Annotated in this window: 13 protein-coding genes; 2 read left to right on the forward strand and 11 right to left on the reverse strand. The window is 66.9% G+C overall.

All coding sequences use genetic code 11. The features are described 5' to 3' along the window. Window positions 1-56: 56 nt before the first annotated feature. From CAFEL_RS07215 to CAFEL_RS07255, 9 genes are read right to left on the reverse strand one after another with little or no spacing between them, the layout of a single operon-like run. Window positions 57-2477, reverse strand: a complete 2421-nt coding sequence (locus tag CAFEL_RS07215; protein ID WP_194559515.1) for an excinuclease ABC subunit UvrA — start codon at window positions 2475-2477, stop codon at window positions 57-59. Between the two features lie 18 nt (window positions 2478-2495). Beyond that, window positions 2496-3920 carry a pyruvate kinase gene (pyk, locus tag CAFEL_RS07220; protein ID WP_034998608.1) on the reverse strand — a complete coding sequence of 475 codons (1425 nt, stop codon included), beginning with the start codon at window positions 3918-3920 and terminating at the stop codon, window positions 2496-2498. Then, window positions 3913-4884: a prolipoprotein diacylglyceryl transferase gene (gene lgt / locus CAFEL_RS07225; protein WP_194559839.1), complete on the reverse strand. Its 972-nt coding sequence runs from the start codon at window positions 4882-4884 to the stop codon at window positions 3913-3915. The genes pyk and lgt overlap by 8 nt, the downstream gene beginning before the upstream one ends. A 26-nt stretch (window positions 4885-4910) precedes the next feature. Beyond that, window positions 4911-5729, reverse strand: a complete 819-nt coding sequence (locus tag CAFEL_RS07230) for an indole-3-glycerol phosphate synthase TrpC (protein WP_194559516.1) — start codon at window positions 5727-5729, stop codon at window positions 4911-4913. 45 nt (window positions 5730-5774) lie between these two features. Beyond that, entirely contained in the window at window positions 5775-6476 is a 702-nt protein-coding gene (locus CAFEL_RS07235; RefSeq protein WP_194559517.1) for a TIGR02234 family membrane protein, read from the reverse strand. A gap of 3 nt (window positions 6477-6479) precedes the next feature. Then, a complete protein-coding gene (locus CAFEL_RS07240; RefSeq protein WP_194559518.1) occupies window positions 6480-7292 on the reverse strand; it encodes an inositol monophosphatase family protein in 813 nt (270 codons plus the stop codon). Window positions 7293-7296: 4 nt separating this feature from the next. Beyond that, complete coding sequence (locus CAFEL_RS07245; RefSeq protein ID WP_194559519.1) at window positions 7297-7926, reverse strand: type 1 glutamine amidotransferase family protein; 630 nt, start codon at window positions 7924-7926, stop codon at window positions 7297-7299. A gap of 27 nt (window positions 7927-7953) precedes the next feature. Continuing rightward, window positions 7954-9252 (reverse strand): MFS transporter, encoded by a 1299-nt coding sequence (locus CAFEL_RS07250; protein ID WP_194559520.1) that lies wholly within the window; start codon window positions 9250-9252, stop codon window positions 7954-7956. 1 nt (window position 9253) lies between these two features. Beyond that, window positions 9254-9433: a hypothetical protein gene (locus CAFEL_RS07255; RefSeq protein ID WP_051106355.1), complete on the reverse strand. Its 180-nt coding sequence runs from the start codon at window positions 9431-9433 to the stop codon at window positions 9254-9256. A 101-nt stretch (window positions 9434-9534) separates the two neighbouring features. Between CAFEL_RS07255 and CAFEL_RS07260 the strand changes: the two genes are divergently transcribed. Further along, window positions 9535-10581, forward strand: coding sequence for a YbjN domain-containing protein (locus tag CAFEL_RS07260; protein ID WP_194559521.1), 1047 nt, complete (start codon window positions 9535-9537; stop codon window positions 10579-10581). On the opposite strand, the gene CAFEL_RS07265 is transcribed toward CAFEL_RS07260, so the two are convergent. Both CAFEL_RS07265 and CAFEL_RS07270 read right to left on the reverse strand, forming a co-directional pair. Beyond that, window positions 10582-11037 (reverse strand): hypothetical protein, encoded by a 456-nt coding sequence (locus CAFEL_RS07265; RefSeq protein WP_194559522.1) that lies wholly within the window; start codon window positions 11035-11037, stop codon window positions 10582-10584. It lies immediately after the preceding gene. A gap of 53 nt (window positions 11038-11090) precedes the next feature. Beyond that, a complete protein-coding gene (locus CAFEL_RS07270) occupies window positions 11091-11825 on the reverse strand; it encodes a nuclear transport factor 2 family protein (protein ID WP_194559523.1) in 735 nt (244 codons plus the stop codon). Between the two features lie 234 nt (window positions 11826-12059). On the opposite strand from CAFEL_RS07270, the gene CAFEL_RS07275 reads away from it, so the two are divergent. Further along, window positions 12060-12608, forward strand: coding sequence for a TetR family transcriptional regulator (locus CAFEL_RS07275; protein ID WP_194559524.1), 549 nt, complete (start codon window positions 12060-12062; stop codon window positions 12606-12608). The last annotated feature ends 5 nt before the right edge of the window (window positions 12609-12613 follow it).

Raw genomic sequence — 12613 nt, forward strand, 5'->3', positions numbered from 1 at the left:
GTCCACGGGACTATGCCGCTGCATAGTGGAAACGGTCCGGGAGACTATGCAGCGACCTACGCCGACCGCTCGGCGAGCACCTTACCGGTCGCGGTGTCGCGCTCGGCCAACTCGGCCGGGGTGCCGGTGGCGACGATCTGCCCGCCCTCGGCGCCGGCGCCCGGGCCCATCTCAATCACACGGTCCGCTTGAGCGATTACGGAGAGGTCGTGCTCGACCACGATCACGGTCTGGCCCGCGTCGACCAGGCTGTTGAGTTCCTGGACAAGCAAAGAAACGTCGGCGGGGTGCAAACCGGTGGTGGGCTCGTCCAGCAGGTACACGGTGTGGCCCCGGCGCGAGTTGCGGGAGCGCTGCAGCTCGGTGGCAAGCTTGATGCGCTGCGCCTCGCCTCCGGAAAGCTCGGGCGCACCCTGGCCCAAGCGCAGGTAGCCCAGCCCCACCGCTTGCAGGGTTTCCACGGCGCGGAGGATCTTCGGTTCGTCGGCGAACACGTCCGCGGCTTCGTCGACGGTGAGCTCCAGCACCTCCGCGATGGTCAAGCCCTCCCAGGTGACCTCGAGGGTCTCGTCGTTGTAGCGCGCGCCGCCGCAGTCCGGGCAGGTGGTGTACGACCCAGGCAGGAACACCAGCTCCACCTCGATCTTGCCGGCGCCGCCACAGGTCGGACACTGGCCTTGCTTCACGTTGTAGGAGAAGCGCGACACGGTCCACTTGCGCTGCTTCGCCTCATCGGTGCCGGCGAACAGTTTGCGCACACCGTCGAAAAGCCCGGTGTAGGTGGCAAGCGTCGAGCGCGGCGTGCGCCCGATGGGCTTCTGGGTGATCTGCACGACTCGGCTCACCGCCTCGAAGCCTTCTTGCTTATCGACGTTCCATCCGACCTCCCCTGCCCCAGCACCATCAGCGGCCTCGTCCTCCTCATCGACGACGGTGGACGCCGCCTCGCGCAGCACCCCGGCGAGCACAGTGCTGACGAGTGTGGACTTGCCGGAGCCGGACACGCCCGCCACGGCGGTGAACTGGCCCATCCCAAACGAGACATCCACCCCTTCGATGGAGCGGGCCGAAACGCCAGACAAGGCTAGCGCCCCGGTGGCGGACCGTGGGTCGTCGTTAAGCGAAAATGCCCGGTTCGCCAACGCCCTCGCAGTGGGCGCGTCGCCGGTGTACTCGCTGGTGGGGCCGGCATACACCACCTCGCCGCCGCGTTCGCCGGCAAGAGGGCCAACGTCCACGAGATAGTCAGTCTGGGCGACAAGTTCCATGTCGTGCTCGACCAAGAGCACCGAGTTGCCCGCGTCGATGAAGCGGCGGCAGATGTCCAGCACAGCGCCGCGCTCGGCGGGGTGCAGGCCGGCGGACGGCTCGTCCAGCACATACGCCACGCCGAACAGACCCGAGCGCAGCTGGGCGGACAGGCGGATGCGCTGCAGCTCACCGGCGGACAGCGTCGGTGCGGGGCGGTCCAGGCTCAAGTGCGCAAGGCCCAGATCAAGCGCGGACTGCAGGGCGGGCAGGATCTGCTTGAGCAGCAGGTCCTCGGCCGAACCTTCAGACGGATCCTGCGCGGCGAGCACCTCGTAGACCTTATCCAGCGGCAGGGCGCCGAGCTCGTCGATAGGCATCCCTGCGTAGGTGACCTTGAGTGCTTCCGGGTTGAGGCGGCGGCCGTGGCAGGTCTCGCACACGCGCGACTCCATGTAGGACAGCACGCGTTTGCGCAGGGTATCGGACTGGGTCTCAGCGAGCGTGTTGGTCAAATACGACGCCACCGAGCGCCACGTGCCCTTGTAGTTGCGCTGGATCTGGTCCTCGCCGCGCAGGGGCTTGACGGTGACCACAGGGCGCTCCTCGGTGAACAGGATCCACTCGCGGTCTTCCTTGGGCAGCTCCTGCCAGGGCGAATCCAGGTCGTAGCCCAGGGTGGCCAGGATGTCGTGGAAGTTCTTGCCCGCCCACGCGCCGGGCCAGGCCTTAATGGCGCCGTCCTCGATGGACAGCGTCGGGTCCGGCACCATGGATTCCTCGGTGGGCTCGTGCACCACGCCGGTGCCCTGGCACGTCGGGCACATGCCCTCGGGCGTGTTCGGGGAGAACGAGTCGGAGTACAGCCCCTTCGGGTTGTCGCCCGCGCGCGAGTACAACAGGCGGATGCTGTTGGACAGCGCGGAGACGGTGCCCACGGTCGAGCGCGCGCCGCCGCTGGAGGTGGACTGCTCCAACGCCACCGTCGGTGGCAACCCCTCCACCGACCCGACCTGCGGGTCCACCGCCGAGCCGATCAGACGGCGGGCAAACGGCGCGACCGATTCGAGGTAGCGGCGCTGGCCCTCGCCGTGGATGGTGCCGAACGCGAGCGAGGACTTGCCCGAGCCGGACACACCGGTCACCGCGACGAGTGTGCCGCGCGGGATGTCCACATCCACGTTGCGGAGGTTGTGCAGGTGGGCGTCGCGAACTTCAATTCCAGGCATGCCCACCAGCCTAACTACTTAGGGGTTGCGCGTGTCCTCGCCGAGTTGGTGGACGTGAATGGTGTTGGTCGTGCCCGCGACACCCGGCGGGGTGCCGGCGACAACGACCATGGTGTCGCCCTCCTTGTACTGCTCCATTGCCAAAAGCTGGCGGTCCACCACCTTGATCATGTCGTCGGTGCTGTGGACCTGCTCGCATAGGAACGTCTCCGCGCCCCACGTCATGGCCAGCTGCGAGCGCACCTGCTGCACCGGCGTGAACACCAGAAGCGGCAGGTCCGGGTGCAGGCGCGCCACGCGGCGTGCGGTGTCGCCGGAGGTGGTGAACGTGACAATCGCGCGCGCGTTGAGGCGGTCGGCGATGTCGTTCGCCGAATAGGACACCACGCCGCGCTTCGTGCGCGGGATGTGGTTCAGCGGCGGCACGCTGCCCATGGTCTCGGCAGAGCGGACGATGCGGCTCATGGTGCGCACCACGTTGTGCGGATCCACGCCCACAGACGTCTCGCCCGAGAGCATGACACCGTCCGCGCCGTCAAGCACCGCGTTGGCCACGTCGGATGCCTCGGCGCGCGTCGGACGCGAGTTCTCAATCATGGAGTCAAGCATTTGCGTAGCGACGATCACCGGCTTGGCATTCTCGCGCGCAATCTGGATCACGCGCTTCTGCACTGCCGGGACCTGCTCGAGCGGAATCTCCACGCCCAGGTCGCCGCGGGCAACCATCACCGCATCGAACGCGAGGATGATGGATTCCAGCGCGTCCACAGCCTCGGGCTTTTCAAGCTTGGCGACGACAGGCACACGCCGACCGACCTCATCCATGATCTCGTGGACCTGCTCCACATCCGCCGGAGAACGCACGAACGACAGGGCGATAATGTCCACGCCGAGCTCCAGGGCGAAGCGCAGATCAGCCTTGTCCTTCTCGCTCAGCGCCGGCACGGAGATGTCCATGCCCGGAAGCGAGACACCCTTGTTGTTGGACACCGGGCCGCCCTCGGTGACGCGGCAGACCACGTCGTTGCCGTCAACCTCGGTGCAGACCAGGCCGACCTTGCCGTCGTCCACGAGCAGGCGGTCGCCCGGCTTCGCGTCCTGGGCGAGCTGCTTGTAGGTGGTGGACACGCGGTCGTGCGTGCCTTCGACGTCGTCCACGGTGATGCGGACGGTCTCGCCGGTTTCCCAGTAGGTCTTGCCGTCGCCTTCGAAGCGGCCGAGGCGGATCTTCGGGCCCTGCAGGTCCGCCAGGATGCCCACGGCGTGGCCGGTCTCGTCGGTGGCCTCGCGGACCCAGCGGTAGTTCTGCTCGTGGTCCGGGTAGTCGCCGTGCGAGAAGTTCAAACGCGCCACGTCCATGCCGTCGCGCACGAGTCCCAAAATCGCATCCTTGCTGGCTACAGCCGGGCCGAGGGTGCAGACGATCTTTGTCCTTCTATCCACGTGTACCAACCTCGTTGTCTTCGGTGTTGTCGCTGTTGTCGTCGGTGTCATTCGTGTTCTTCAGCGCCCCACGGTACTCCCGATCCTGGGAGTCTGCCGTGGACGAGCGGTTGTACTCCGGGTCCACCTCCTCCGGGGTCTCCCTGCCCTTTTGCAGTATGAAGAAGATCACCACGGCGACGATGAACAAGATGGCGGACACCCACGTGTTCACGCGCAGGCCGAGGATCAGGTTCGCCTCGTCGCGGCGCATGAACTCGATGAAGAAGCGGCCCAGCGTGTAGCCGGCCACGTACAGCCAGAACACACGGCCGTGGCCGAGGCGGAAGCGGCGGTCAGCCCAGATGAGCACGAAAAACACCGCCACGTTCCAGATCAGCTCGTAGAGGAACGTCGGGTGCACGCTCGCAATCACCTCGCCAGTGGAGCGGCCCGTCAGCGGGGCGTACTGGCCGGCTTCGTTAACGCGGTAGTAGATGTCCAGCGCCCACGGCACATTCGTCTCCGCGCCGTAGAGCTCCTGGTTGAAGTAGTTGCCCAACCGGCCGATGCCCTGGGCGAGGATCACCGACGGCGCGATCGCGTCCGCAAGCGGTGCAATCGGCAGCCCCTTGCGCCGCATCATCACCCACACTGCCAGAGCGCCGAGCGCGACCGCGCCGATGATGCCAAGTCCGCCGGCGGTGATGTTGAAGGCCTGCCAGGGGTTTTTGCCTTCGCCGAAGTACTTCTGGTGGTCCGTGATCACGTGGTAGAGGCGCCCGCCGATGATGCCGGCCGGGATGACCACAATCGCCGCGTCCCACACCGTCTCCGGGTCGCCGCCGCGCGCCTTATAGCGGCGCAGCGAGACCGCCATCGCGACGATGATGCCGGTGATGATGCACAGCGCGTAGGCGCGGATGGGAATGGGACCGAGGTACCACACGCCCTGCGGCGGCGACGGGATGTTAGCCAAGTTCAGCGTTTGCACGCCAAACAGTGTGCCATTTAGCGTCGCGACGGGCACGCGGGGTGCTGGCCTGCGGTGGCTAGCGAGCGCGTCGCCGAGAGCACATCGCCCGCGGCCATGACGGCCTCCGCCGCGAGCACCGCGTCCGCGCCGCAGGAGGCTGCGTTGATCAGATCGCGCGGGGTGGACACGCCGCCCAGACTAATTTTGATTACCTCGCTGGGAAGACCGGGCGCGATCTCGGCGAAGGCGTTGCGGTTCAAATTGTTGGTGTCGAAAGTCCAGGAGTTCACCGCCACAACGGTTACGCCCGCACGCAGCGCTCGGTCCGCTTCCTCCGGGGTGCGCACCTCCGCCACTGCGGCCATGCCGAGGGACTCGGCGCGGTCTAACAGCGCCTCGAAGCGGGCCTGATCCAAGATGCCCACCTGCAGCGGGATGGCGTCGGCGCCGTAGCAGCGGGCCTCGTGAATCTGGTACGGGTCCACGATCACGTCGCGGCACACCATCGGCAGTTCCACCGCTGCCCTGGCCTGGGCCATGTCCGCCAGGGAGCCGTCGAAACGCAACCGCTCCGTCTGGCACGCGATGAGGTGGGCTCCGCCGGCTTCGATGTTTTGCGCCAGCGCCTCGATGCTGGAATGCCCCGCGCCGGTGGGACCGAAGACCGGAGAGTTGCGCTTGATCTCCACGATCACGCTGCAGCCATGACGCAAAAGCGCCGCCCGAGTGTCCCGGGTCGGCGCCATATCGCGCGAGCGCGCTTTGATCTCTTTGAAGGAAACGGCGGCCTCACGCTTGGCAACGTCGCGAAGCACACCAGCGACGACATCGTCGAGTGTGCTCGGTGCCGGCATGGCTACCTCCCAGTTGCAAGGGGCCTGGCCTTATCACGGATAAGGCTAGCGGGTGGACTTCGAGGATCGGAAATCCGGTCCGCCCCCGCCGCCGCGCGGATCGGTCGGATCGATGTCTGCGCTGATCGCGTCCCACAGCACGCGGCCGGACTGGGGGTCCTCCTCCAAGTCCTCGCGCACCTTCTCCCGGCGCACCGTTTCCTTCTCGTACTTGTTCTGCCGCGGCGAATCCTCGCCCGGCCGCGCGACCAGCAGCGCCCCGCCGGCCAGTCCGAGCACCGCTGCCAACAGCGCCAACCCGGGGCCGAGCGCTTGCGTCGTGGTGGAGGTGATATCCGCCCACTGCGCAATCGCCGGCGCGAAACTGCCCTGCTGAGCCTCGTCCGCGCCCGCCGTGAGCAGGGCGTGCACACGCTCCGGGTCCGCCCCGCCAACCAGCAAACGCACCGCCGGCACCGCCAGGCCCACGGACGCCGCTGCGCAGATGGCGCCGATGACGCGGCGGCCGAGGCGTCGTAAAGCAAATGCCGCGACCATCCCTGCGATCAGCAGCACCGCAATGGCGCCGGTCTCCGTGGACCAGTCCGCGCCGTTGACACTTGCCTCGCCGCCGCCGGAGATGTCGTCGACGAATTCCGCGCGCACCCAATCCATCCGCGAGCTGATCCAGGTCAGCGCGCCCGCGACACCAAGTGCGACCGCCCCTTTGCGGGCGGCCTTCTTGTCTGGCTGTGCAGTTTTAGTCATGCGTTAAGCCTCCTTACCCGCATCATTTTGGACCGTTTGTAGCGCCTCCATCACCGCGGCGTGGGCTGTGGCGGTGCCCACCACAGCCCCTACCTTGTCGGGCTCCCACGGCGTGCCGTCGCCGGCGGTGGCCACCGCTCCCGCGCTGCGCGCCAGCAGGATGCCCGCGGAGTTATCCCACACGTGAGGCGAGAAACTCACCGCGGCCTGGTAGATACCTTGTGCCGCAAACGCGAGGTCGATGCCCACCGAGCCGGAAATCCGCGGGCGCAGGTGTGCCCGGGCCAGCTCGCCGGCCAGGTTCAAACGCTGGCTGGTCGGCATGCGTCTGCGGTCGCGGGAGTGCAGGGAGCCGACGCCCACGTGCGGCGCGGACGAGGCAGCACTCACCGGCGGCAGCGCCGCGCCGTTGAGGTGCACCGGCTCGCCGTCGATGGCTGTCATGCGCATCTCCAGCAGCGGCGCGTCCACCACCGCCACCACCGGCTGCCGCTCCACCAGCAGGGAGACCAGGATCGCGCAGTTGGGGTTGCCGGTGGAATAGTTCGACGTGCCGTCGATGGGGTCCACCACCCAGCAGGCGTGCTCGTCCAGTTCGCCGCCCTGCTCCTCACCGAACACGCCGATGCCGGTCGCGCCGGTGAGCTTGTCGCGCAGCAGCTCCTCTACCGCCAGGTCCGCGGCGGTAGCGAAGTCGCCAGAGCCTTTGTGCAGGGCGGGCGCGGCGCCGAGTTCGTTGACGAAGATCTCGCGGGCAGCGTCAACCGCCGCCTCCGCGGCCTGCAGGTGCCCCATCAGCTCCGTGGCATCCGTCATCGTGCTACCCAAGCTGGGCGATCCAGTTTCGCAGCACGCCGGCACCAGCCTCGCCAGAGGCCTCGGGGTGGAAACGTGTCGCCCACAGTGGGCCGTTTTCCACCGCGGCGAGCACCTCGCCCACCCAGCTCAGCTTGGGGTAGGCAATGAACTCGTCCTCCTGCAGCTCGAAGTCGCGGGCGCCGGTAGCTGCGTTGAACTCGAATTCCTGCGCGCCGTCGAGCATCAGCGAACCCTGAGCAGGCGCAACCTCCGCGCGTTCAACGGGGGCCTCAAGCTTCTCGACGCCTCCCGGCCACTCCCCGAACCCAGCCGCGCCATCCGCGCCCCGCTCGAACAGCGCGTCCATGGCGGCGCCAACGACAAGCACCGGGCGCGAACCGGCGAGGCGCTGCCCCACAACGCGGTCCGCCTGGGCTTTGCGCAGAGCCCGCAGCGCTTCGGCGGCATCGCCGGAGGCGGCAATAACGAGACCATCCGCGGCGACGGCGCTCGCCGGGTCAGAGGTAACCTCCGCGTCCACGCCTTCAGCCCGCAACGCAGCGTGCAGCGCCGCCACAGCGGGATCCGCGCCCGCAAACGGGTCGAACACCGCAACAGCGGCAGTTTTCGGGCTGGAGGTTGTCTCGCTCATAGGTGCGTAGTGTAGCCCCCGCGCTGCCTACTGGCGCTTGCGCGGGTAGGGCCGCGGCACCTGCACCGACTTCAGGCGCGCGGACAGGTTGTTCACTTCCACCACGCGGTGGCGGCCCAGCTGGCGGTCCAGCAGCGTAATTGCCAGGCCGATGGTGATCACGGCAGACGCGATGCCGAACACCGGGGCAAACGCCATCTGCGCCACCAACATGCCGTAGAACGTGGAGCCCAAGCCGGTGCCGCCGTCGAAGCCGATGTTCCAGATCGCGGAGGCCTCCGAGGTCTTGTGGCGCGGCAGGCGGTAGAACAGCATCGTCAGCGCCTCGTTTTGCACTCCGCCGAAGCCGGCGCCGTAGAACAGCGCGGCGATGAGCATGGTCCACGCGGGCAGCTCCATGGACAGGATCATGGCCATCAGCGCCACACCGACAGCGGCGATGATCTGGCACGGGATAATGACGGTGCCCGGGTAACCGCGGCGGTCCATGATGCGGCCGGCGACGTAGCGCGAGACCATCGCGGCGAAGTTGAGGACGGAAAGCATCACGCCCGCCAGCGCAGCGCCCGACACCGGGTCGAGCGCGCGCATGGACACCGGCAGGAAGTTCGTGATCGCGCCGTATGCGGTGGTGACAAACATCAGGGCGAGCGCCGGCACGAGCGCGAGGTGCCACATGGGCACGCGCACGCTTTGCTGCGTTTCAGCGTCCGGGTCCGCCGGTGGGATGGGCGGGATAGCCAGGCAGGCCACCAGCGAAACCGCGCCGATGGAGGCGGCGATCACGTACACCGCGTCGTAGCCGATTTTGTCCACCAACGCCAGACCGGACGGCAGCGCCACCATCTGCGCCAGGCCCACGACCATGCCGAAGATGCCGGTGGCGCTGCCCAGCAGGCGCAGCGGGACAAGCTCGGCGATGATGGCGGCTTCCGCCACGGACAGCGCACCGAAGCCGATGCCGCGGATCGCACTGACGGTCAACAGCGGTACGGCGTCCATGCCGAGCATGTAGCCGAACGCCGGGATGCCCAGCAGCAGCGAGGAGATGGCCAACACCCAGCCGAAGCCGAACGTCTTCAGCGCCTTTGGGGTGAAAATTTGGGTGACCACGGTGGCGAACATGAACACGCCGGTGGAAAGCCCTGCCAGGGAGGCTGGCTGGCCAGCGTCGATCACCGCCGTGGGGACCACAGGCAGCAGCAACGCCCACGCCGCGAAGGCCGAAGCCACGGCCACGAGCACCGGGATCAGGCCCCGGGCGCGCCACACGTTGGTCAGCGATTCAACTTCCCCACGGGTCAGCGGCTGTTTGGACCATGCCATCTCACATCACCTCCATAAGCGCGAGGGCTGCGAAGAGCAGGGCCATGACAGCTAGAAGCGCAAGCACCGCGGTAAATGCACGGGGTGCTCCGCGTTGATAGCTGGACCAGACTCCGCCGACGAGAAGCCCCGCCACAAGGCTGAGCACCACCACCAAAATCGGATTCCCGACAGCGGACACCGCAAAGACCTCCTTCGCAACCAAGTCGATTCGGCCGTCATTGTAGACGCTGCATAGGAATCCATGGACGCTGCCTTCACAGTGGGCGTTATGCTCGCTGTATGGGAAAGCACGCTGCACCGGCGGGCCCTCAGCGCCCCGGCGAGGTCACTCTCGAGCGCGTCGCTGCACTGCTGGAGAGCCTCGGCTTCGAACCGCTGGTGCGCCCGGACCGCCTGGTCATCGGCGCGCATGCCTTCACCGTGGCCTTGTGGGTGGATTACTCGCGCCCAATGGCGCTGGTCATCGACACTGCGGAGCGCATCCCCACCGACTTCGAGCATGCGATGGCGCTCGCCCGCTTCATTAACACCTGGAACCACGACCGGGTTGGCCCGTGGGCGAGCTACCGTCTGATGGAGTCCGGGGATCTGTGCGCGCGCATGCGCCGCGGCGTGCACATCAAGCATGGGCTTAGCGACGATCAACTGGCCGCCGAATTGTTAGACACACTCGAGCACGCTGCTGCGTTTTACCGGCGGCTGCGCGAACGATTCTTGGACGCGGGCCTGGACCAGCCCCTGCCGCCGCAGCTGATGCGCGCCCAGGACACTGACCTGCTGCTGGGCCGGCATCCCTTACTGCGTCACTTGCCGCGCGGCGGGCGGCAGGAGGTGTCCACCGCACCGGAGCTCTACCGCGAAGTGGAGGGGCCCGCAGGTGAGGTCGCGCCGGTTGGCGTGGGCGATCTCACCGATGCGTTGGAGCAGCTCGAATTCCGCTACGGTGTCGGCGAGGACGGCGTGATCGCCACCGGTGTCAACGGCGTGCCGTTCGCGCTGACTATCGAAGGCGAACCGGGACCGCGCTACGCCCGCGTGACAGGCATGTGGGACACCGGCCGCGACGCCCTCGACGCGTTCTTGCCGCTGTGGCTGGTGTGCAACGACGTTAACGAGCGCACGTGCGCCACGGCCGCTTACCTGCACGAATTCGACGGGACCGCCCACATGCACGCCGAGTCCACCATGCTCGTGGCTGAGGGCGTCGCGCCCGGGCAGGTCAGTGAATTCGTCATCTCTGCGATGGCGGCGTGCCTGGCGGCCATCGACCACGTCAGTCAGCAGACGGCCGGCCAGTCGGTGGTGGATTGGCCCGGCAGGCGCTAGCTAGCGCTCTTGCCTGGTGTAGGCCAAAAGGTTGGCGGTCCAGTACACCAGCACGGCCGCGAACGGGCCCGCTGCCCAGGCGACGCCTGGTCGCACGGGCGGCACCATGGTCAACGTGTCGCCGTCCGAAAGCGCATCGGGCGACGGCAGGGGGTGCATAAGTCCCACGAACCATCCGCCGAAGATGTAGAGCGCCACGGCAGCTACCGCGCTGACGATTCCGGCCCAGATCAGCCAGGCCACAGACCCACGGACTTTCCCGCGCTGCGCGGCAAACAGCGCCACCGCCGCCACCACAACACCGGCCAGGGTGGTCAGCAGAGCAAACGAACCGAAGCCCGCGAATTCGGCGTTGGCGGGGCTTTCCGCCTGATCCACCCGCAAACCGCCGCCTTCAACCACGCCGATGTATGCGGGCCGCACGAGCGCCCACACCCCGCCGCCGAGGATGCCCAAAACACAACCGAGCGCCAGGAGCCCAGCTCCGGCGCTCAGTGCGGATCTACGGTTTAGTTGCACAGCTTCCAGCGACCGTCTTCCTTCTGGAAGATCATGGTCGAGGTTTCCTCACCGTGCTCGCTCCTCGCGGTCAGGCTCGCGGACGCGCGGTCACCGTCGATACGCACATCGTCCAGGCTGACCTCCGTCTCCGGCAGCTCGATGCCCTGGCCCTGCTCCTCGGCGAGGCGGCTGGCCTCCTGGACCTGCTCCAGGCTCATGCCCTGGCGCTCAAGCTCCTCGAGCATCGGCTCGGTGACGGCCTTGCACGAGTTCTCCAAGATGGTCGGGGTCCAGTCTGCAAACGATCCCGGGTTGAGCACGGCGCGGGCGGTATCTTCCATCTCCCGGCGGTCGTCCTCGCTGCCTGCCTCACCGTTGGCCAGCGGCTCATTGGTGTTTTCCGGCATGCCGTTTTCAAACGGGTTGGCCAGTGTCGGCGGCTGCTCCTCGTCGCCCTGTGCCTGGTTGGACTTCTGCTTGTCGTCCGACTTGTCTTCCTTCTTCTTTTCCTTCTCGGAAGTCTTCGAGGTCTTCTTTTCAGACTTCTCGGGCTTTTCAGACTTCTCGGACTTCTCCGCAGAGGCTTCCGTGGAAGAGTTAGCGGCAGACGCCTCAGGCGCCTCGGCGGCGGTGGACAGACCGCCGGAGGTTCCTTCGTCGTCGGACCCGCACGCGGTGAGCGGGAGTACGAGGGCGAGCGCCGCCGTCGTCACTGCCAAGCCCTTCTTCGTTTGCAACTTCACGGTATACCTGTACCTCTCGTTGTCGGACCCGCCCGGAAATTCGGTGCGGGCTGGCACCAGCGACTGTTCTTCGGCATCAGTACATGCAGTCGCGGTGAAGATCCATTCAGAAATAGTACCAACTACTCACTGTTGCACTCGTTGGACATCTATATAAGCATTCTGGAGGGTTTCTGTGAGGTTACGTAAAGCCATTTCGGCCGCCGGTGACCGTTGTGCGTCTATGTTGGAGGAATGCAACTAACCCGTGAGCGCATCACCGAAGCGGCGTTGACCATCCTCGCCGAGTACGGGCTCGCGGACGTGTCCATGCGCCGGGTAGCCACCTCACTTTCGGTCGCGCCCGGAGCGTTGTACTGGCACATCTCCAACAAGCAGGAACTCATCGCCTCCATGGCGGAAGAGATTGTGCAGGTGCTTATCAACGGCCCCCTGCCGGACCCCGCATGTTTGAGCCGCGAGCTGCGTGACGCACTGCTTTCCACCCGCGACGGCGCGGAGGTCGTCGTCGCGGCGGTGAGCCAGCCCGGTTCGCAGGTGCAAAAGGAGTTGGAAACCAGGTTCGCGGCATCGGTGAGGACGTGGCTGGGCGAAGCGGCGTCGGAAAGCAATGTGCGCATCGCCGCCAGAGGCTTGCTGCGACTGACCTTGGGCGACGCTGCGGTGCAGCAATCCGCCGCGCAGCTGGCGCAGGCCACTGGCGCGCCTGCGGAGTCGGACGGCGCAGGCGAGCACGCCGCGGCAGTGGCCTTCCTGCTCGACGGCCTAAAGCGAAGTGTCTGAGGGGG

The sequence above is a fragment of the Corynebacterium afermentans subsp. lipophilum genome (assembly GCF_030408375.1).
GTDB lineage: Bacteria > Actinomycetota > Actinomycetes > Mycobacteriales > Mycobacteriaceae > Corynebacterium > Corynebacterium lipophilum.